This is a genomic window from Streptomyces sp. NPDC057963 (assembly GCF_042887155.1).
Taxonomy (GTDB): Bacteria; Actinomycetota; Actinomycetes; order Streptomycetales; family Streptomycetaceae; genus Streptomyces.
Map to the genome: position 1 here is coordinate 1 of NZ_JBHVPX010000005.1, position 18,811 is coordinate 18,811.

At 69.0% G+C, this 18,811-nt stretch carries 21 protein-coding genes and 1 pseudogene; 8 read left to right on the plus strand and 14 right to left on the minus strand.

Going from position 1 to position 18,811, the window contains the following annotated elements; all coding sequences use genetic code 11:
• Window positions 1-183 precede the first annotated feature (183 nt).
• From ACFVT1_RS13005 to ACFVT1_RS13015, 3 genes are all read left to right on the plus strand, one after another.
• On the plus strand, window positions 184-1,317 hold the full coding sequence (locus tag ACFVT1_RS13005; protein ID WP_389794634.1) for an ATP-binding cassette domain-containing protein: 1,134 nt from the start codon (window positions 184-186) through the stop codon (window positions 1,315-1,317).
• 2 nt (window positions 1,318-1,319) lie between these two features.
• Window positions 1,320-1,961 carry an ATP-binding cassette domain-containing protein gene (locus ACFVT1_RS13010; protein ID WP_389795451.1) on the plus strand — a complete coding sequence of 214 codons (642 nt, stop codon included), beginning with the start codon at window positions 1,320-1,322 and terminating at the stop codon, window positions 1,959-1,961.
• A gap of 143 nt (window positions 1,962-2,104) precedes the next feature.
• Window positions 2,105-2,341, plus strand: coding sequence for a hypothetical protein (locus tag ACFVT1_RS13015; protein WP_389794636.1), 237 nt, complete (start codon window positions 2,105-2,107; stop codon window positions 2,339-2,341).
• Window positions 2,342-2,497: 156 nt separating this feature from the next.
• Here ACFVT1_RS13015 and ACFVT1_RS13020 read toward each other — a convergent pair whose 3' ends face one another.
• The 5 genes from ACFVT1_RS13020 to ACFVT1_RS13040 form a co-directional block, all read right to left on the minus strand.
• Window positions 2,498-3,157 (minus strand): transposase, encoded by a 660-nt coding sequence (locus ACFVT1_RS13020; protein ID WP_389795452.1) that lies wholly within the window; start codon window positions 3,155-3,157, stop codon window positions 2,498-2,500.
• Window positions 3,085-3,381, minus strand: coding sequence for a hypothetical protein (locus ACFVT1_RS13025; RefSeq protein WP_389794638.1), 297 nt, complete (start codon window positions 3,379-3,381; stop codon window positions 3,085-3,087). Before ACFVT1_RS13025 ends, ACFVT1_RS13020 begins: the two co-directional genes overlap by 73 nt.
• A 136-nt stretch (window positions 3,382-3,517) precedes the next feature.
• Complete coding sequence (locus ACFVT1_RS13030) at window positions 3,518-4,267, minus strand: HXXEE domain-containing protein (RefSeq protein WP_389794639.1); 750 nt, start codon at window positions 4,265-4,267, stop codon at window positions 3,518-3,520.
• A 151-nt stretch (window positions 4,268-4,418) separates the two neighbouring features.
• Window positions 4,419-5,219, minus strand: coding sequence for an MIP/aquaporin family protein (locus ACFVT1_RS13035; RefSeq protein WP_389794641.1), 801 nt, complete (start codon window positions 5,217-5,219; stop codon window positions 4,419-4,421).
• Between the two features lie 96 nt (window positions 5,220-5,315).
• On the minus strand, window positions 5,316-5,981 hold the full coding sequence (locus ACFVT1_RS13040; protein ID WP_389794643.1) for a hypothetical protein: 666 nt from the start codon (window positions 5,979-5,981) through the stop codon (window positions 5,316-5,318).
• 89 nt (window positions 5,982-6,070) lie between these two features.
• Between ACFVT1_RS13040 and ACFVT1_RS13045 the strand changes: the two genes are divergently transcribed.
• Window positions 6,071-6,760 carry a TetR/AcrR family transcriptional regulator gene (locus ACFVT1_RS13045; RefSeq protein ID WP_389794645.1) on the plus strand — a complete coding sequence of 230 codons (690 nt, stop codon included), beginning with the start codon at window positions 6,071-6,073 and terminating at the stop codon, window positions 6,758-6,760.
• A gap of 111 nt (window positions 6,761-6,871) precedes the next feature.
• On the opposite strand, the gene ACFVT1_RS13050 is transcribed toward ACFVT1_RS13045, so the two are convergent.
• The 5 genes from ACFVT1_RS13050 to ACFVT1_RS13070 form a co-directional block, all read right to left on the minus strand.
• A complete protein-coding gene (locus ACFVT1_RS13050; RefSeq protein ID WP_389794647.1) occupies window positions 6,872-7,498 on the minus strand; it encodes a CoA transferase subunit B in 627 nt (208 codons plus the stop codon).
• Window positions 7,498-8,268 carry a CoA transferase subunit A gene (locus tag ACFVT1_RS13055; RefSeq protein WP_389794649.1) on the minus strand — a complete coding sequence of 257 codons (771 nt, stop codon included), beginning with the start codon at window positions 8,266-8,268 and terminating at the stop codon, window positions 7,498-7,500. Before ACFVT1_RS13055 ends, ACFVT1_RS13050 begins: the two co-directional genes overlap by 1 nt.
• Before the next feature lie 276 nt (window positions 8,269-8,544).
• Window positions 8,545-10,161 carry a bifunctional 3-(3-hydroxy-phenyl)propionate/3-hydroxycinnamic acid hydroxylase gene (locus tag ACFVT1_RS13060; RefSeq protein ID WP_389794651.1) on the minus strand — a complete coding sequence of 539 codons (1,617 nt, stop codon included), beginning with the start codon at window positions 10,159-10,161 and terminating at the stop codon, window positions 8,545-8,547.
• Complete coding sequence (locus tag ACFVT1_RS13065) at window positions 10,158-11,069, minus strand: fumarylacetoacetate hydrolase family protein (protein WP_389794652.1); 912 nt, start codon at window positions 11,067-11,069, stop codon at window positions 10,158-10,160. Before ACFVT1_RS13065 ends, ACFVT1_RS13060 begins: the two co-directional genes overlap by 4 nt.
• Window positions 11,066-12,064, minus strand: coding sequence for a VOC family protein (locus ACFVT1_RS13070; protein ID WP_389794654.1), 999 nt, complete (start codon window positions 12,062-12,064; stop codon window positions 11,066-11,068). The genes ACFVT1_RS13065 and ACFVT1_RS13070 overlap by 4 nt, the downstream gene beginning before the upstream one ends.
• 1,016 nt (window positions 12,065-13,080) lie before the next feature.
• Here ACFVT1_RS13070 and ACFVT1_RS13075 point away from each other — a divergent pair.
• Both ACFVT1_RS13075 and ACFVT1_RS13080 read left to right on the plus strand, forming a co-directional pair.
• Window positions 13,081-13,662 (plus strand): TetR/AcrR family transcriptional regulator, encoded by a 582-nt coding sequence (locus ACFVT1_RS13075; RefSeq protein WP_389794656.1) that lies wholly within the window; start codon window positions 13,081-13,083, stop codon window positions 13,660-13,662.
• A 180-nt stretch (window positions 13,663-13,842) separates the two neighbouring features.
• A pseudogene (locus ACFVT1_RS13080) lies at window positions 13,843-13,923 on the plus strand (IS5/IS1182 family transposase); the annotation flags it as partial.
• A gap of 122 nt (window positions 13,924-14,045) precedes the next feature.
• On the opposite strand, the gene ACFVT1_RS13085 reads toward ACFVT1_RS13080, so the two are convergent.
• The 4 genes from ACFVT1_RS13085 to ACFVT1_RS13100 form a co-directional block, all read right to left on the minus strand.
• On the minus strand, window positions 14,046-14,324 hold the full coding sequence (locus ACFVT1_RS13085; protein WP_389794658.1) for a GNAT family N-acetyltransferase: 279 nt from the start codon (window positions 14,322-14,324) through the stop codon (window positions 14,046-14,048).
• A 30-nt stretch (window positions 14,325-14,354) separates the two neighbouring features.
• Window positions 14,355-15,884, minus strand: coding sequence for a hypothetical protein (locus ACFVT1_RS13090; RefSeq protein WP_389794660.1), 1,530 nt, complete (start codon window positions 15,882-15,884; stop codon window positions 14,355-14,357).
• 98 nt (window positions 15,885-15,982) lie between these two features.
• Entirely contained in the window at window positions 15,983-16,753 is a 771-nt protein-coding gene (locus ACFVT1_RS13095) for an MIP/aquaporin family protein (RefSeq protein ID WP_389794661.1), read from the minus strand.
• Between the two features lie 125 nt (window positions 16,754-16,878).
• A complete protein-coding gene (locus ACFVT1_RS13100; RefSeq protein WP_389794663.1) occupies window positions 16,879-17,547 on the minus strand; it encodes a hypothetical protein in 669 nt (222 codons plus the stop codon).
• Window positions 17,548-17,649: 102 nt separating this feature from the next.
• Here ACFVT1_RS13100 and ACFVT1_RS13105 point away from each other — a divergent pair, with 102 nt between their 5' ends.
• Both ACFVT1_RS13105 and ACFVT1_RS13110 read left to right on the plus strand, forming a co-directional pair.
• Window positions 17,650-18,309 carry a TetR/AcrR family transcriptional regulator gene (locus tag ACFVT1_RS13105; RefSeq protein ID WP_389794665.1) on the plus strand — a complete coding sequence of 220 codons (660 nt, stop codon included), beginning with the start codon at window positions 17,650-17,652 and terminating at the stop codon, window positions 18,307-18,309.
• A 44-nt stretch (window positions 18,310-18,353) separates the two neighbouring features.
• Complete coding sequence (locus ACFVT1_RS13110) at window positions 18,354-18,806, plus strand: helix-turn-helix domain-containing protein (RefSeq protein WP_389794667.1); 453 nt, start codon at window positions 18,354-18,356, stop codon at window positions 18,804-18,806.
• The last annotated feature ends 5 nt before the right edge of the window (window positions 18,807-18,811 follow it).

Here is an 18,811-nt window from a genome sequence, read left to right on the forward strand (position 1 = left end):
ATCGGCTCCGCGAGTGCTGTCTGCCATCCAGGCGCGCCGAAGGCGTCCGCGAAGCACTGCGTCTCGTGCACCACATGCCCGCGGGCACATTCCATGATGCTCACTGAGTAGGTGGGCACCCCGTCGTACGTGATGACGCACTCGCTCACCCACAGATTCCCGCTGCCAACGATCCGGTGGACAGTGAAGTGCAGCGACATCGACGTCATCGAGTTCCTGCGACGAGCCGGGCTTGATGACCCGGGTCCCCTTCTCGACGACCCCTCATGGGTCGTGCCGCACGCGGTCACCGCCGTGACCGGCCCCAGCGGTTCGGGCAAGACCACACTCCTGCTACTGCTGAGCCGGGGCACCGACCCCGACGACGGCACGATCAGCCTCGGGGACACCCCGTACCGGGACCTGCCGCTCGAATCGATGGCACGACGAGTGGCCACCGTCCCCCAGTTGCCCGGGGTCCTTCCGCGCAGCGTCCGCGAGAACCTGCTGCTCGCCCGCCCGCACGCCACCGACGAGGAACTACGCGCCGCGCTGGCGTCGGCCGCGCTGCCTGTCCCGCTCGACGCCCCGGCCGCGCCCCTCTCCGGCGGAGAACGCCAACGACTCGCCCTCGCCCTGCTGACCGGGGCCCCGGTGCTCGTGCTCGACGAACCCACCAGCGCCCTCGACCCCGACACGGCGCGGACCGTCATGGACACCCTGCTCGCCCTGCCCGCCCGCACCGTCGTGCTGGCCACCCACGACCACGCCCTCGCGGCGCGCGCCCACCACCGGATCGTCGTGGTCTCCGGCACGGCGCAGACCTTCGCCCAGCGGACGCTCGCCCGTACGGACGCACGCCGTCAAGCCGCCCGCACGGCCTCGGTCGAGGCGCTCCTGGAATTCTCCGAGCACCAGGAGCTGTACCGGTCCGTGACCGGAACCACCGGAGCGGTGCGTCGGCTGACCGACGCCTGGAACCACGAGCACGCCGCTCTGCGACGCCTCAACGACGTCAGCGCCCCCGCCACCTTCGTCTCGGCACTGGCCACAGCCCTGCCCACCGTCGGAATGCTTGCCCTGTGCGTCACCCTCGGCACCACCCCCCACGAGGCGTTCGCCGTGCTGCTGCTGACCCTGCGCGCCACCGCGCCGCTCGACGAACTCGTGCTCCTCGGGGTGACCCTCAGCGACACCCGGGCCGGGATCGACCAGTACGCCTCACTCGTGACCACACCGCCCCTGCCGGAATCGCCCCACCCCCGCCCGCTGCCGGAGGACACCGCCCTCCACATCGACCGCGTCACGCTCGCCCCGCCCTGCACGAAGTGTCGCTGACCGTGCCGGCCGGATCGACCACCGCCATCACCGGTCCCACCGGCAGCGGCAAGTCCACCCTGCTGAACCTCCTGCTGCGGGGCGACGACCCGGAGAGCGGCCGGATCACCCTGGGCGGCACCGACCTGTGCGATCTGGCCACCGCGGACCGGCTCGGCCGCTTCGCCATCCTCCACCAGGACCCCACCCCTCTTCGACGGGACGATCGCCGACAACATCCGCGTCGGCGACCCGCACGCCGACACCGACGCACTTGTCACGGCCACCGTCAACGGCCTCGACTGCACCCGGATCATCGACACCCACCGCGACCCCGCACGGTGGCGCCCCGACCAGATCGTCCACCTCGCCGACGGCCGCGCCACCGTGCCGGCACCGGGACGGACCCCGACCCCCTGACGGCGTTCCGTCGGCGCCTCGCCGGTCACCACCGGCGGCGTCGGCAGGGGGAGACCTTTCGCGAGGGGCGGGCCCGGGAGCCGGAGAGCCCGGGGCCCGACCACCTCCATCGGGCTGCGGCACGGACGGTTCCGGCGCCGGCGGGTAGCGGACCCGGCATGGCCCCGCGCGGCCAGACTTGCGGTCGTACGGCTGTACGCCTGTACGGGAACGGTGTGACGACGTGCTGGGTTGACGGGGTGTGAGCACGGGCGAAGAGGGGCGTGTGACCAGGTAAACCACCAGTGCTGGCGGGCGGAGGACAGGGGTTCCGAGGGACGTTTCCGGCAGGCCCGGGCCACCGGCGGCACCGGAGCCGCCCCGCTGGAGATCCGCCGGCGAACCAGTCGTGCTCCGGATCGACTTCGTCCCCTCCCGCGACCACACCGCGGTGCCCGTACGGATCACGGCGGAGACGTCCACGGGTACCACCCCGCTCGTGGACGGCCTGATGGGCCCGCTGACCGCCGGTGAGCCTACGGCCCTCGTGGAATCGCTGCGGTTCGGCGCCCGGCACATCGAATCGCTGCGTTCCGTGCACGTGATAACGCTGGGGTGGTTAGTCGGGGTGTTGGGTGGTGTGTGAGCTGGGATGTTGACGGTTGGTTGAGAACATGGGTGGGTGGGTTTTGAGGGTGTGGGATGGGGGCTGGCCGGGGGACAAGAGCATCAAGGTCGACTGCCACACCTACAAGGCCACCATCACCATCGACATCTTGATGTCGGCTCCCGGACCGTAACTTCATGGCCTTGGGCTATAGCGACGTGGCCGGTGCAGGTTTCCGCTGATGCGCCCGGAGTTCCGGGGGACGGGGGCCAACCCTGCGACGCCGTCCAGGCGGTCGGAGGTGCCAAAGGCATCCATGTTTCCGCCGGTGATGGCGATGAACTCGGCGCTCAGCAGCGGGCCCATCCCTGGCATGCTGGGGATCGCTTCCGAGTGCTGGTGCTCGCGAAACCGCGCCTTGATCAAGGTGTCGATCTCGGAGATCTCCTTGTCGAGGGCCATTACCTCCCTGGCCGGCTTGGCCACCATGGCGGTGGCCGGCTTCTCCCCGGGGACGGCGGTGTGCTGGGCTTCGGCGGCCTGGACCGAGGCGGAGCTGCGGACCTTGCGGTTCTTCAACCAGGTGGCGAGGCGGCTTGAGCCGATCCTGCGCAGTGCAGCCGGGGTCTGGTAGCCGGTCAGCAAGACCAGTGCTCCCTTGATCCGGCTGTAGTCGAAGGACCGCACCAATGCGGGGAAGTATTCCAGGAGTTGTGCGCGCAGCCGGGTCATTGCGCGGGTGCGGTCGGCGGTCAGGTCGTAGCGACGGGCAGTGAGGATCTTCAGGTCCACCGACACATCGTTCCCGACTGCCAGAGGCTCAAGGTCGTGTCGCATGCAGGCCCGATCGGCGATGACGTAGGCGTCCTTCGCGTCTGTCTTCCCGTCGCCGCGTAGGAGCCCGAAGCGTAGTGGCCGGAGCGGCCGGGGATGTAGAGCACCTTCTGCCCGTGGTTGACCAGCGGGGCGATCAGCAAGGCGGCGCCTCCTGCATTCAGGCCATCGCCCAGGTCACGTCCTCGCTGATGTTCCAGGACATCCGCGATCAGTTCCAGCAGCTCAGGCTCGCTGTTGGGCATCCGGATCGACCACCGTCGCCACCCGGCGGCATAGGTCGGGGCTGCCGGCCACCCACGGTGAGGGCCCCGCAGCTCCTGCGGGCCCTCACCGTGGGTGGCGGAAGGATGGTCATGACCCTCTCGGGGGAGTGTCCCTTCAGTGCGCGACCCTGTCGCCGGTCGTCGCTGCAGTGGCATGGGTTCGGGGGAGGGACCTCTGGAGGAGGGCGCCGACCAGCGGGATGAGCCCTGCGTTGGCGAGTTGCAGCAGGTCGAGTACCGGTCCGGAGATGACGTCGTTCAGGAACAGGTTGATCGTGAGCGGCAGGGAGCCGTTGACGGCTATGCCGACGCCGACGATGCCCAGGAGGCGCCCCACGCCGAGCGTCGGTTCCCGGTGTTTGAGGAACACGTTGACGACCCAGGCCGAGGCGGGCAGGAACATCGCGACCGAGGTCAGCAGCCCCGGGTTGTACGTTCCGGTGACGAGGGCAGGGACGATGTGGAAGAAGCAGTTGACGATGACGAGGCTGTAGAACGCGAACCCCATCATCACGTACCTGCGTGCGAGCAGGGCGCAGAGCACCGCCACGACCCAGGTCAGCCCGATGTTGACGAAGAGATAGAACTCCGTCGGGATCGCGCAGTCGGGATAGGTGCCCAGGCCGAGCGTGGTGCACAGCGAGTCGGGGAAGGCGTGCCGGGCGCCGTCGGCGGCGATGCCGTACTCCTCGAAGATGTGGAACAGGTACATCACGACGGCGAGCCAGCCCAGGCAGGAGGGGTCCTTCCACCGGGGGAGGGCGTGGTCGCTGCGCAGCGCGTCGGTCGCCAGGAGAACGACCATGAGGACGACGGCGGCGCCGAGGCCGATCCAGGCGAACTCTAGATCGAAAGTGGAGAACATACTTTGAGGCACCTTTCAGGTGTCTGGGGCACGGACCCGCTGTTCGGGGCGGATCGCGCGCTTCGTCGCGGGAGGGGAGGTGGTTCCACGGATGCAAGGGGTTGGTCGTGCTGCGCGGCTGCTCGGTACCCCACGCGTGAGCGGGGGCTGATCAGCCGGAGTCTGTGCCAGGGGCGTAGCGAAGGGCGTGGCGGGTCCGTGCCCGGTGGGCACGTGCGGCGAGCGTGTGCCGGATGCCGCCGCCGATGAATGCGCCGATCACCGGGGCGAGCAGGTAGATCCACAGATGTGTGGTGTTCCCGGACAGGAGTGCCGGGCCGAGCTGCCGTGCGGGGTTGGCGGATCCGCCGCTGCGGGGGCCCAGTGACGCGATGATGAGTGCCGTGGCCAGACCTACGGCGTACGGCAGCAGTGGTCGGGAGGACGGGCGGCGGAGGAAGGCGCCGAGCATGAGTGTCACGGCGACGACGGCTCCAGCCTCTGCCGTGAGCACCGCGGCGGCGTGCCAGGTCGGCGCGGACCCCACGACCGCGTACGCGATGGGGGCGTGGCGGGCGGTGGCCCCCCAGACGAGGCCGCCGAGCGCTGTGCCGGCCAGCGATCCGGCCGCCTGGGCGGCGATGTACGGGACGACGGCCCGCCCGGGAAAGGCCCCGAGAAGCCACAGGGCCACGGTGACGGCGGGGTTCAGATGCCCGCCGGGGTACCGCCCGGAAGGCGACAGGATGAGCAAGGTCAGCAGCACTCCGATGAGCGCGCCGAGTACGGCCGGCGCGACGTCCGGGTTCCCGATGGCCGTGGGCGAGTCGGGCGCGAGCAGCCATCGCATCGCGGTGACGACAAGGAAGAGCAGCAATCCGGTGAGGCCGAACTCGTGTGTGGCGCAACGAAGGGTGCGCCGAGGCGGGCCCGGCGACGTGTCCGGATTGGGCGGCGATTTTCTGGTCCGCATGAGGGATGACCTCGATGGTGTGTGGTGCGCGTCGGCAGGACCGCGGGGTGGGGAACCCGGCAGCGCAAGGGGTTCCCCACCACCGCTCGGCCGTCGTCACTGAGCCGTGTGCGCGGCCTCCAGCCAGTTGAGGAACTCGCAGGCGAAGTGCCACTGGTGGCCGGTGAAGACGTGCTCGGGGGCGTGTGCGGGGAACTGGATCGTCAGGCGGATGCGCAGGCCGTGCGGGCCGTCGCCGAACTCGTGCATGACGCGGCAGATCTCGGTGCCGTCGGCGAGTCGGCCGGTGCCGCCGATCCGGACGGGGTAGGTCTCGTGGCCCTTGCCCTCGATCGCGACGCCGTCGTGGAAGGTGAGGAAGAAGCGCAGCGGTCCGGAGCCGATGGTTTCGATGATCTCGACCACCCCGTCGGCGGAGTCGGCGAGGTAGTGCTCCGGATTGGCCGCGAGCAGCGCCGCCCGGTCGGCGTCGGCGAGCCGTCCCTGCCACCAGGTCAGGAACTCCTCGGCGGTGATCCCGCCGATCTCCATCTCGGTCACGGCGGACCGCCACGCGCCGCCCGAGGCGTCCGGCAGCGGTGCCATCGCCTCGTCCGCCGCGCGGAGGTCCTCGGTGAGCAGTTCCCGCATCGACTCGTCCCCGATCCGGTCCTTGAGCAGGGCGAGCGCGGTGCGGGCGCGGTCCAGCTCCCATCGGCGGACGTCGTCCTGCGTGTACTCGGTGCCGTCGATCACGGTCCGGACAGTCAGCGCGCCGTTCATGGCGTGCTCCCTTCAACATTGAACATTAAGCGGAGAGTTCATCTCCGTTTCTAGGACGATACCATAGCGGAGAGGAATTCTCCGGTTCGGTGAGTGACGGAAGGCGGTACACCGTGCGGGCGGATGCGGCACGCAGCAGGCGGCGGATTCTCGACGCGGCCCGGGACGTCTTCTTGACGCGCGGTCTCGACGCGCCCCTGGACCTGATCGTGCGCCGGGCCGGAATCGGGCCCGGCACGCTCTACCGGCGCTACCCCGACCGGGAGGTGCTCGTCCGGGACCTGACCGGCGACCTGCTCGTCCGCCTGGAGGGCGTGGCCGAAGCGGCCGCCGCGGTGGACGACGACGCCTTCGCGGCCTTGCGCCGCTTCGTCCACGGCGCGGCGGACCTGCGGATGGGCGCGGTCGTTCCCGTCCTGCTCGAAGGTCTCGTGGTCGACGAAGAGCTCGCACGTATTCGTACCAGCACCGTGAGCACCGTCGAAGCCCTGATCGACGCCGCACACCGGTCAGGCCGGCTCCGCCGAGACGTGGGCATGGGCGATCTCGTACTGCTCTCGATCCGCCTCTCCCGCCCCCTTCCCGGCGGTCTGGACCGTCTCGACGCCGACGGCGACCTCCTCCACCGCCACCTCGACCTGGCCCTCGACGGCCTCGATACGGCAGCAGCGACCAGGTCCGTGGCAGCCCCGGCGCCGGGCACTCCCCTGGGCTTTGCCGACCTCGTCGCCGCCGCCGACCGCCCGGCCGTCACCGACCGGAGGCCCGCGGGCGGGTAGTTGATGTCGTCGGCTGCCATGCCGTACGGCCCGTACCGCAGCGCCCTGGTGGCGATGAGCTTCGCCCCGGCGCGTGCCCTGTCGGTGTCGATGACGAGGCGGGGTGCGGTGTCAGCTGATTTTCGCGGCTGTCCTGCCGGCGATCTCATCGGTGGTGACGCCGGGCGCCGTCTCGACGAGGACCAGGCCGCCTTCGGTGACGTCCAGGACGCCGAGGTCGGTGATGATCCGGTCGACGCAGGCCTTGCCGGTGAGCGGCAGGTCGCACTCCTCGACGATCTTCGGGCTGCCGTCCTTGGCGGCGTGGGACATGGTGACGATGACCCGTCGGGCGCCGTGCACCAGGTCCATGGCACCGCCGATGCCGGTCACCATCTTGCCGGGGACGGCCCAGTTGGCGAGGTCGCCGTTCTGGGAGACCTGCATGGCGCCGAGCACGGCGGCGTCGATGTGGCCGCCGCGGATCATGCCGAAAGACAGGGCGGAGTCGAAGAAGGAGGCGCCGGGCAGCACGGTGACCGTCTCCTTGCCCGCGTTGATCAGATCGGGGTCCACCTCGTCCTCGTACGGGAACCGGCCGGTGCCGAGGATGCCGTTCTCCGACTCCAGCACGACGTGGACGCCGGCGGGCAGGTGGTTGGGGATCAGCGTCGGCAGGCCGATGCCGAGGTTGACGTACTCGCCGTCGCGCAGCTCGCGGGCCGCGCGGGCGGCCATCTCCTCACGTGTCCAGGCCATCAGGCCCTCACCTCCCTGGGCGTAGCGGTGACCTTCTCGATCTTCTTGTCGGCGGCCTGCTCGGGAGTAAGCACCACCACGCGCTGTACGAAGATGCCTGGCAGGTGGACCTGGTCGGGGTCGATCTCGCCGGGTTCGACCAGCTGCTCGACCTCGGCGATCGTGATCCGGCCCGCCATGGCCGCCAACGGGTTGAAGTTGCGGGAGGACTTGTTGAAGACCAGGTTGCCGTGCCGGTCGCCCTTCGCGGCCCGTAGCAGGGCGAAGTCGGTGGTGATGCCGCGCTCCAGGACGTACTCCGCGCCGTCGAACTCGCGGACCTCCTTGGCCGGGGAGACCACGGCCACCCCGCCGGCGCCGTCGTAGCGCCAGGGCAGCCCGCCGTCAGCGACCTGGGTGCCGACGCCAGCGGGGGTGTAGAAGGCGGGAATGCCGCAGCCGCCGGCGCGCAGCCGCTCGGCCAGCGTCCCCTGTGGGATCAGTTCGAGCTCTATCTCCCCGCCGAGGTACTGGCGGGCGAACTCCTTGTTGCCACCGATGTAGCTGCCGGTGACACGAACGATCCGGCCTGCGGCGAGCAGGACCGCAAGGCCCGACTCCATCGCCCCACAGTTGTTGGAGACCACGTCCAGGCCCGTGACGCGCTTGTCGTAGAGGGCCTGGATCAGGACCCCTGGCACTCCGCTGAGTCCGAAGCCGCCGACCGCGAGGGACGCCCCGTCCGGGACGTCCGCCACGGCCTCCGCGGCCGATGCGACCACTTTGTCCATCCGCCCACCACTTCCTTCCATGGCGCCCGGCGCCCTTGCCGAGATTGTTGTCCGAATTCGCAAACGGCTTTGAATGTCTTCGTTGGGGCAGCGACGCCGCCTAGCGTCGCGCTGCTGTCCCAGGACGGGGCCGGGCGCGCGCGGGATGCCGGTCCCGTCCTGGGTGGGGGAAGTGCTGTCGCCGGACTACCCGACCGGGCCCTCGGCAGCCGCCCGGCCAGCGTTGGACCTGCGGCTGCACACGCCGCGGACACAGTCCCTGGGACTTCCCAGCCGTCAGCACAAACTGGGTGCTGCGTCCAGAGGGTTCCGCAAGCGGCTGATCATTCCAGTGAGGAGATCGGCAACCTCTGCCGAGGTGTTCGCCTGCCCGTAGGTGTAGAAGTCCGGGCGGACGAGGATCGCCTGCGCGTTCGAGGAGGTGAACCACCGGTCGTACGTGCCGTCGAAGTCGACATAGGAGCCTGGAAACTTGACGGGGGCTTTGGAGACGTAGACCACGTTGATAGTGAGGAAGCCGGACACCGCATCACAGATCCGGCGGGCATCCTCGGCGAGGGAGCGATCGGCGCAGAACAGCGTCCACCCCGATCCCGCCACGTCGTCGAACCGCTTGACCTTCTCCTCGTGGACGATGAGGCCCTGTACTCCGAGCTGGCCACGGGCGCTGGAACTGCCGTCGGCCTTGCCGAGGAAGCCCGCCGTCAGGGCCGGCATCGGGGGCACGGGCGGCGGTCCGTGCCGACGGATCTCGGCGTCTCGCGCGGCCGCCTTCTCCGGGTCGGTTTCGCACAGGACGGCGCCCAGCGCGATCGCGATCCGGGTGATCTCGGAGACGTGGTCCCGTCGCTCCCGCGTGTAGGTCTCCAGGATGCCGTCCGAGGTGGTGCCCTTCAGGACCAGGTCCAGTTTCCAGGCGAGGTTGGCGGCGTCGCGGATTCCCGAGCACATCCCCTGTCCCAGGAACGGTGGCATGAGGTGCGCGGCGTCGCCGGCCAGGATGGCCCGGCCGCTTGTGAAGTCGTGGGCGACCAGGGAGTTGAAGGTGTAGAGGGTTCGACGGATCAGCGTCGCGTTCTCGGGGGTGACGCCCCAGCGTTCGAGTCTGCGCCAGCAGTTGGACTCACTGACGAGTTCGGCGGGGTCTTCTCCCGGCATCAGCATGAACTCCCACCGGGCGTGCTCGCGGGCCAGCCAGCGGAAGAGGGTCACGGGACGCTCGGGGTCGCACATCTGACCGGAGCTGGGCATCGCGATCTTCCGGTCCGGTTCGTGGAGTTTGACGTCCACGATGGAGAGCGTCTCGGAGAATCCGAAGTCGTCCCAGGTGATGCCGGCCGCCTTCCGGACGAACGAGTTGGCTCCGTCGGCACCGATGACGTAGCGGGCGCGGACTGTCGTGGTGACGCCGTTCGGCTCCCACCTCTGTCCGTCCTGTGTCCCACCTCGGAAGGTCACCTCCACCCGGTCCTCGTGTTGTTCGAGGCCGACCGCTTCCCAGCCGCGGTGGACAGAGACGCTCTCATTGGCTTCGGCCGCCTGTGACAGCAGGGCCTCGAGGTCGGGCTGGTAGAAGATGTAGTCGGACCTCCAGGACGACTTGGTGGGCTTGCCCCAGTCGATCTGGAAGAGGAGGTCTCCGTTGCCGTCGACCCAGTCGTACCCGGTGGCCGGGACGGCCCTCACCTCGAACCGGTCAGCGACACCGACGGACTGGAGGATGCGTACGATCTCGTCGTCGACATGCCCGGCCCTGGGAAGCGGATAAGGCAGTTCCCAGCGCTCGTACACCCCGACCTTCCATCCCTTCTGCCCGAGCAGGGCCGCCAGCGTCTGGCCCACCGGGCCGTATCCGACGACGCAGACGTCCAGGTCGATCGATGCCGCGTTCATTCCTTGGTCCCCGACTGGGTCGCTGCCATCGTTCCGGCCGGACCGGGCTGCTGGGCGCGCACCTCGTGGCGCATGGTCCCCACCCCGCCGACGGTGGTCTCGAGGACATCTCCGTCGTTCAGGAAACGAGGGGGCGTGCGGCCGATGCCGACCCCCGACGGGGTTCCGGTGAAGATCAGGTCGCCGGGCCGCAGCACGACGATGTCCGAGAGGTAGGCGACCACCTTCGGGATGCTGAAGATGAGGTCTTTGGTGGATCCGCTCTGGACGGTCTCGCCGTTGATGGTGCAGCTGACGCTGATGTCGTCCGGATCAACGAACTCGTCCGGTGTGGCGATGAACGGCCCGACCGGTCCGTAGCCGGGGCGGGACTTGCCCAAGCTGGGCTGGCTGTTCACTCCCAGCCGGTTCTGCACCGACCGGTCGGAGACATCCTGGCCGGCAGTAATGCCCGCCACATGGCCCCACGCCTCGGACTCGGGGACTTGGTGGGCGGTCCTGCCGATCACGACCACAACCTCGGCCTCCCAGTCGGTCGTGTCGTTGGCGATCGTGACCGGTCCGAACGGGGCCGCGAGGGACGACGTGAATTTCGCGAACACGAACGGGTGATCGGGAATGGCGAGGCCGGATTCGACCGCGTGGCTTACGTAGTTGAGGCCGATGCACAGGATCTGCCCGGGTGCCGGTGAGGGGCACATGAGGCTGTTCCCGCTCCAGGTGACGGTCGCCCCGGGGGAAGGCGAGCCGCGGTCGAGCCTGGCTGCCCGCTCGGTGACCTCCTCCCACCGGGAGAGCGCGGTGCGCGGGTCGGCGAGGCTCTCGTCCCCGGTGGCGCGGGCCAGGTCGATGCCGGTGGCGCTCCCTGTGACGAGGGTGGAGCGGCCGTTGACGTTTGCGAATCTCACGTGTTGCCCCAGGGGTTTCCGAGTCCGGCCACGTCGATGGCGGACGCTGGTTGGTCGGCGGTCGAGATGGCCGGCAGGACTTCGAGGAATGCCTCCGGCAGCGGGTTGCTGAGGTAGAAGTCGGCGGATCCCTGGGTTGGAGCCCACTTGACCGGCTTGTGGTCCGGGGCGATGCGCTGGAGGCCGGGAGAGACGATCTCCAGACGCATTCCTCCGGGTTCGCGCACGTAGACCGAGAAAGACTCCCCGTGCCCGTGGCGTCCCGGGCCCCATTCGATCGGGATCCCGGCTTCGCGGAAGATCTCGGCGGCACGGATGACGTCGGTGCGCTCGTCGACCTGCAGGGCGAAGTGGTGAAACCGGCCTCGGTACCCGGAGTCGTCGCGCAGGAAGGCCAGTTGGAATGCCGAACCGGTGGACAGGGTCGCGAAGATGGTCAGGCCTCCCTCGGGCACCTCCGTCCATTCGGTGAGGAAGACGCCGAGGTTCCTCTCATACCACTGCGCGTCCCCGAGCACGTCTGCGGAGGGGAAGTTCACATGGTCGAGGTAGCGGGCGGCGACTCCGCGGGCGGGGGTGCGCTGCGGGCGGGTAGGCAGAGGCGAGGCAAGGTGCTGAGGTGCCTGGTAGTGCTCGGCCTCCCAGAAGATCTTCTGCTTCTGCCCATTGGGCCCGACGAAGAGATACGCCCTTCCCTGCCAGGGTGCCGGCTCCTGCCAGCCGAGGCCCCCGTTGTCCGCGCCGAGCCGGCGTGCCGCGAGGTCGAGGGCTCCGGCGTTCTTGGCCCGCCATCCGATGTGGCCGAGGCCCGTCGCCGGGCTCTGCGTGAGGATCAGGTCGTAGGGGAGGTAGTTGCCCCACGTCCTGAGGAAGACCGAATCGTCGTGTTCGAGGACGACTTCCATGCCGACGAGGTCATGGAAGAACGCAACGCTCTCCTGGAGCCTGGGTGTGAGGATTTCGACGTGCGCGAGGTGCGCGATGAGATGGTCCATCTCTGTCCCTTCTGGCTAGTCGTGGGCGTGCTTCATCGGGCCATCGCATGCCGATGGCTTTCCTGGGGATCGAGGTCAGAGGGGGGATGCGCATGACGTCTCGTCCGGCGATCACTCCGCCGGGAACCCTCCTGCGCGCGACACATCGCCGTCACGGTGACGTCGGGGTGCCCCCGCTCATGAGCTGGAGGAGTGCGGGCTAAGCCACCCTGTCCAAGTCGCTCACCTCATGGACGAGCACATCCGTGCCCTCAGCGAGAGTCATGAGGTCATCTGCCGCCGCGGTGTCGCTGCTGAAGATCACTGAGAAACCGTGGTGTCGCACCGGCAGGCGAACGACGTGAAGACCGGCGGATGGTAGGCGAGCATCGCGCTCACCCGGACCAGGTCGTCCTCGTGGACAAGGAAAGGAGTGCACCGTGGCGCAAGCCCGCCGCCGTGCGCCTGCCCTCGGGATGTCTGTTTCGTCCAGCGAAACGACGCACCGATGTCAGGCAGGTCTCGTCCTGGATCCGGACGTCGCAGTCCTGACCGCTGCCGCGGCTGACTTGTCCGTGCCCGACGCCGCAAGGTCGCCTGACTTCTCCATTGAATGTCTCCTGACCTTGATGCGAACGACCCGGTGCGGGCTCACACCGTTCGGCAAAGCTCCGGCGATGCGAGCCTCAGAGCCGGAGCGGTGTTCGGCGCAACCTCGCGGAAGCATTTTTAGCACGCTGTCCGATAATAGGGAAGAGGTGTCGGTCTCCGCGTCTCTGGAGGCCCGCGTAGCCACCCGGCCTGGGCGAGCTGCCGACGGGGCCCGAGTTTGGCGAGCCGGACGGCGGGATCGGCTTCCCCCGAGAGCTCGTAGATCTGCGCGGGCGGCAGCTGGGCATTGATGATCCACGCGCGAGTACATCCAGGCCGCCGGGTTGCAGCAGGCATTGACGAGTGCCCCGCTGGCGCCGCCCACCGTGTCACCACTGCGAGAGGATAGGATTAATGAGGCACTGTTCCATAACCTGGAGGGAACCTTGACTCAGACCGCCACCAGGGGACGGCCGGCTCACATCGACCGCTTCCGCGTGAGAGACGCTGCACTGGCTCTTTTCAAGGAACTCGGGTTCGAAGAGGTCAGTACAGCGCAGATTGCAGCCGCTGTAGGGATCAGCCGGTCCAGCCTGGCCCGCTTCTACCCCACGAAACAACAGATCGTCTGGGAGGGACTCGACGACCTTTCATGCCGGCTCTCCGCGCAACTCGAACAGTCCCCGGAGCAGGGCTCAGTCTCGGCAAGGATCAAAGCATCCACTGAGGCAGCCCTGACCCTTCCCGAGAGCGAGCTGAGCATTCTCCGAACACGGCTTCAGCTCGTACGGGACAACCCTGGCCTGCAGGTGAAGCGAGCCTATGGGCGAGACCCCCTCGCTCAAGTCGTCAGCGCCTTCATCGACGCCAACTCGAGAATGGCCTACACCGAAGGCGAACTGTCCTGCCTGGCTGCGCTTATCGCCACCGCCATCGACACGGCACTCATCGAATGGAGCGGTTCGGACGAGACACAGCCGGTGAGTCACGTCGAAGAGTGCCTGGGGTTCATCATCCCGATTCTCTGACCCGGCGTGCCGCCGAGGCGAAGGACCTCGGACGGCCGCCCGCCTCGGCTGGGCCGGTAGTGCCTTCAGGAGCCACCAGGGCGCTCGCGGCGGGCGGATGTCCCGGTGCTCGGCAACGAACAGGGAGGGCAGGAACCGCGAGCTGCGGGCGTGGAGGTGGCATAGGCGTGGGCGGTGCCGAAGGTCGTCACCGACCCCACCGGCGAGGTGCTCTGGATCTCGTCTGCGCTGCCGGGCCGCACCCACGACCTCACCGCGGCCCCGGGTGGCACGTCTGCCAGGAGCCGGTCCTGCGCGCCGCCGGCATCCCCGCCACCACCCAGGAGCCAGCAGCAGGCCGGACAGTCTGCAGCGTCCGCAGTTGCACCGGAGCCCCGGTGCGGCTATCGAACCAGGCCGTGGCCCCGTGCCTCGGGGCGGGTGGCGACATTGCCGATACCGCCCACCCGTTCGACCCGGGCGTGGGCGTCGCGGAACTGCCGCGGCACGTAGCAGACGACGGCGTCGACCCTGTCACCGCGCGCGGCCACGAAGGTCCGCCGGTGGCGGTCGGAGTCCAGGGCGTGCAGCGCCGGGAGGTGCGGGGCGTCGAAGCAGATCGCCCATAGCGCGTGCACGGCTGCCTCGTCGGCCGGGGCGAGGGTGCGCAAGGTGTATGTCATGGCGTCAAGTTTCCTTCTGTGCTGACCCGGTCACCAAAGGGTGGCAGAGCTGAGCGTCGTACGCCGCGTACGCGGCGGGGCAGATGAAGCGCATCCTTGGCGCCCTTGGACAGCTCCTTCACCACGCCCATCAATGCATCTGTTCGGCGAACACGCCGCCGTCCACGACGATCCGGGCCCCGTTGATGTACGCACCGGCGTCCGAGGCGAGCAGCAGCGGGCCCACGTTCTCGTCGGGCACCGAGTAGCAGCCAAGCGGAATACGCTTTCGATAGGCATCTCGAACGCATCGCGGCCGAAGGGGAAGGCGCCGTCGATCGGGGTCCGGACTGTGCCGAGTGCGAGGGTGTCGGCGGTGATGCCGTGCGGTGCGAGTTCGACGGCGAGGGCTGAGCGCCGCATCGACGACACCGGGCCACGGCGTACGGTCGCCGTGGCCCGGTGTCCGCGCGCGGGTGTCACCCGCGCCTGGTCCGTTGAAGGCTCACCGCGTCGACGTATCCGGTCATGAGGTTCCACGCGGACGAGTACAGCGAGACGCGGACCGACGCCGTACCAGGCGGAGCCGTACCGCTGGCCCGCGCGTCGATCCAGCGCCGCTGGTCCGCGCTGCGGAGCGGTGCGCTCGCCATCCGGCCGACCGGCCCCGTCGAGGAAGCTCAGCAGCAGCACCGAATCGTCGGTGCTTCCGTCCTCGATGTATACCTTGGCACGGGCCCGGTAGTACGCCCCCGCGGCAGTCGGCACCGGCTCACTGGTCAGCTCCGCCGACGCCTCGGGGCCGCTCCGGGCCGCATCGGCGATCTTCATGCTGCGTCTGCCGGTGTATGCCCGCTCTTGGGAGAGGGCGAACAGGGTGCCACCGCCCTGCCACCCTGGGACGGCGCCGTCGTCCGGCGGCGCCACCTCGAAGCCGGCGTTGTCGACGGCCACGGCGTCGGCCAGGCCGTGGCGCACCGGGAGCATCCGCAGCCGGGACTCCGCCGTCTTGCCGAGGAAGTAGATGTTCTCGTGGCCGTCGGCGTCCCGGGCCGGGGTCATGAAGGCGACCTCCTCGTCGTAGTCGCCGAGTGTCACGTGGTCCATGGTCTTGGGGTCCACAACGGTGAGCTTGCTGGCCAGGGTGGTGTACAGCAGGCCGTCGGCGCCCCAGCGGAGGTAGACCGGCCGCCACATGCCGTAGTTCTTCACCTCGGGGTAGACGTTCTTGTAACTGACGACCTGGAGGGTGTCCGGGTCCATCGCGAACAGGAATCCGTCGGCCGCGCCCCACAGCAGGCCGTCGCGGCCGAAGCTGAGACCGCTGATCATCTTCGGGCTGTCGAGGCCGGGGAGGTCGAGGGTGAACTCCTTGACCTTGCGTTCGCCTGCGACATCCCAGACGAACATCTTGGCCTCGGACTCGGTGGCGTCGGTCCCCAGACCGCCGTAGACGGTGGTGGAGCCGTAGATCCGTCCGCCGCGCTGGGCGGGCCCGGCGACGCTCTGGTCGATGCCCGGCTCGGCCAGCGCGATCATCGCGTCCTCGCGGCTGATGAACCCGAACTGGGCGCTGTACAAGCCGAGACGCTCGGGATCAGCGTGCAGATGGCGCCGCCGTTCACACCGACTGCCAAGAGCATCGTGGAGCGATAGCCGATCGGTGATTTCCCTCGCCGTCAGCACCGGAGCCGCCGCGTGGTCAGGGGTTTGGCCAGAGCCACGAGGGCTGCTCCCAGCACCGCGCCGAGCACCGGAGCGAGCAGGTAGATCCACAGGTGGGTGATGTCCTGGGCCAGGAGCGCCGGACCGAACTGTCGTGCCGGGTTGGCCGATCCGCCGCTGAGGGGACCGAAGGTCGCGATGATGACCGCGGTGGCGAGCCCCACCGCGCAGGGGAGCAGTCTGCGGCCGGCCGGGTGCGCCAGGAGCACGGAGAGCATCATGGTCAGCAGGACGAGGACTCCGGTCTCCGCCGTGAGGATCGCGGTGGCGTCCCATGCCGGGTCGGCGTGGACGGTCGCGTAGTAGACGGGGACGCGGGAGACTGCCGGTCCCCAGACAAGTCGGCCGAGCGCCGTTCCTGCGACGGAACCGGCCAGTTGGGCCGTGACGTACGGGACGACGGCGCGGGCCGGGAAGGCACCGAGCCGCCATAGCGCGATGGTGACGGCGGGGTTGAGGTGTCCGCCGGACCGCCGGCCGGGCGGGGACGCCATGAACACCATGAGAAGCCCCCCGATGGCGACGCCAAGGATGGCGAGAGCGTAGTGGATGTCATGGACGGAGATCGGTGAGTCGGGTGCGATAAGCCAGCGCACGCCGGTGACGACGAAGAACAGCAGAATGCCGGTGAGGCCGAATTCGCAGGCTGCGCGACGCAGGATGCCGGATTCTGCTGTGGTGGGCGGGTCGGCCTGTACTGGCACGGCCGAAGGTGTGATTGCCATGGGCGTGGTCCTATCGAGGATCGCTGTTCGCTGGGCCGCGCCGAGGAGAGCCCGGGGCGCGGGGTCCCCTTGGCGGCGGGGATCCCCTGATCGCCAGGGGATCCCCGCCTGCGTGCGGAAGGGGCTCAGGCCTGGGCGTGCGCGCCTTCCAGCCAGTTGGTGAATTCGCAGGCGAAGTGCCACTGATGTCCGACGAAGACGTGCTCAGGGGCGTTGGCCGGGAACTGGATGGTCAGACGGATGCGCAAGCCGTCGGGGCCGTCGCCGAACTCATGCATGACGCGGGCGATCTCCGTGCCGTCGCCGAGGCGTCCGGTGCCGCCGATGCGTATGGGGTACTCCTCGTGGCCCTCGTCCGCGATCTCGACACCGTCGTGGAAGGTGAGGAAGAACCGGAGAGGGCTGGATCCTATGGTCTCGATGATCTCGACCACTCCGCCGCTGGAGTCGGCGAGGTAGTGCTCGGGGTTGGCGGAGAGCAGCGCGGACCGGTCACCGTCCGCGAGCCGGCCCTGCCACCAGGTGAGGAACCGGTCCGCGTCGATCCCGGCGACTGTCATTTCGGTGACGGCCGACCGCCAGGCTCCTCCGGACCCGTTCGGAAGCGGTGCCATCACCGTGTCTGACGCGGCGAGTTCGGGGGCGAGGAGTTCCCGCATCCGCTCGTCCCCGATCCGCTGCTTCAGCAGGGTGAGCGCCGCCCGTGAACGGTCCAGCTCCCACCGCCGAACGGCATCGTCCCCGTACTCGACACCGTCGATGACAGTGCGGACATTCAGCGCGCCAGCGTTCATGGCGAAGCCCCTTTCAAGTGAAGCGGAGATATTTTCTCCGCCTACGGCACGCTAGCATAGGCGGAGAGAAATTCTCCGCTTCATAGATGGAAGGTGGATCTCATGCGGGCGGACGCCGAACGCAGCAGACGACGGATCCTGGATGCCGCCCGCGATGTGTTCCTGGAGCGGGGCCTGGACGCCCCGCTGGACCTGATCGTGCGCCGGGCGGGTGTGGGGCCGGCCACGCTCTACCGTCGCTACGCCGACCGCGAGGCACTCGTGCGTGATCTCACCGGTGACCTGCTCTCACGCCTTGAGGCCGCGGCCCACCAGGCGGCGCGGGAGGAGGGTGGCGCGTACGCTGCGGTGCGGCGCTTCGTCCACGCGGCAGCCGACCTCCGGATGGGCGCGGTGATCCCGGTGCTGCTCGAACGGCTCGTTGTCGACCAGGAGTTGATCGAGAGCCGGACCCGCACATCGGGGGCGCTCGACCACCCGATCCGCGCGGCGCACGAATCCGGCAGGCTGCGCCACGAGGTGGGGGTGGGGGACCTGATCCTCCTGTCGATCCGGCTGTCCCGCCCCCTGCCTGTTGGTCTCTCCCGGCTCGACGCGGACGGCACGCTGCTGCACCGCCATCTCGACCTTGCCCTCGACGGCCTGACCACGCAGGCCGCCCCTGCCCCTGCCCCTGCCTCCGCCCCTGCCCCTGCCCCTGGCGAACCGCTCACCTTCGCCGACCTCGTCGCCGCCGCCGACCGCCCGAACACGACCGACTGAGCCCGCCGGCACAGCCCGGATCACGAGAGCCTCTCTACCAGGCGATGGAGCTGGGCTGTCATGCAAAGACGGTGCGGTGGTGGCTGCACCGTTTCAACATGCTGGGTGTGGAGGGGTTGGAAGACCGGCCGGTGGCCGGCCGTCCGCGCCGGATCACCGAGGCGGAACGGTCGAGGATCGTCGGGCTGGTCAATCAGGCCCCGCAGGGGCGTCTGACCAGGTGTGAGGATGGTGAACTGGCCGCGGAGGAAGAATCGGGGGCACCTGAATGGACACTCGACGCCCTTTCCGAAGCCGCCCGCCGCCACGGGATCGAGGTAGGACGTTCACAAGTCCGCAGAATCCTGCTGGCCGAGGGCGTCAGATGGCGCCGCACCCGTTCCTGGATCCGTTCGAAGGACCCGGATTTCGAGGGAGAAGGACGCGGGTCGTCGGCCCCTACACCTGCCCGCCCGAAGATGCGACGGTCGTCTGCGTCGACGAGCTCGGGCCGGTGATCCCG

Excerpts from the sequence above, each read along its gene's own strand:
- ACFVT1_RS13025 (WP_389794638.1), bottom strand. The coding sequence starts at position 3,381 with ATGCCCAACAGCGAGCCTGAGCTGCTGGAACTGATCGCGGATGTCCTG.
- ACFVT1_RS13030 (WP_389794639.1), bottom strand. The coding sequence starts at position 4,267 with ATGTTCTCCACTTTCGATCTAGAGTTCGCCTGGATCGGCCTCGGCGCC.
- ACFVT1_RS13035 (WP_389794641.1), bottom strand. The coding sequence starts at position 5,219 with ATGCGGACCAGAAAATCGCCGCCCAATCCGGACACGTCGCCGGGCCCG.
- ACFVT1_RS13040 (WP_389794643.1), bottom strand. The coding sequence starts at position 5,981 with ATGAACGGCGCGCTGACTGTCCGGACCGTGATCGACGGCACCGAGTAC.
- ACFVT1_RS13050 (WP_389794647.1), bottom strand. The coding sequence starts at position 7,498 with ATGGCCTGGACACGTGAGGAGATGGCCGCCCGCGCGGCCCGCGAGCTG.
- ACFVT1_RS13055 (WP_389794649.1), bottom strand. The coding sequence starts at position 8,268 with ATGGACAAAGTGGTCGCATCGGCCGCGGAGGCCGTGGCGGACGTCCCG.
- ACFVT1_RS13060 (WP_389794651.1), bottom strand. The coding sequence starts at position 10,161 with ATGAACGCGGCATCGATCGACCTGGACGTCTGCGTCGTCGGATACGGC.
- ACFVT1_RS13070 (WP_389794654.1), bottom strand. The coding sequence starts at position 12,064 with ATGGACCATCTCATCGCGCACCTCGCGCACGTCGAAATCCTCACACCC.
- ACFVT1_RS13085 (WP_389794658.1), bottom strand. The coding sequence starts at position 14,324 with ATGACATACACCTTGCGCACCCTCGCCCCGGCCGACGAGGCAGCCGTG.
- ACFVT1_RS13095 (WP_389794661.1), bottom strand. The coding sequence starts at position 16,753 with ATGGCAATCACACCTTCGGCCGTGCCAGTACAGGCCGACCCGCCCACC.
- ACFVT1_RS13100 (WP_389794663.1), bottom strand. The coding sequence starts at position 17,547 with ATGAACGCTGGCGCGCTGAATGTCCGCACTGTCATCGACGGTGTCGAG.
- ACFVT1_RS13105 (WP_389794665.1), top strand. The coding sequence starts at position 17,650 with ATGCGGGCGGACGCCGAACGCAGCAGACGACGGATCCTGGATGCCGCC.
- ACFVT1_RS13110 (WP_389794667.1), top strand. The coding sequence starts at position 18,354 with ATGGAGCTGGGCTGTCATGCAAAGACGGTGCGGTGGTGGCTGCACCGT.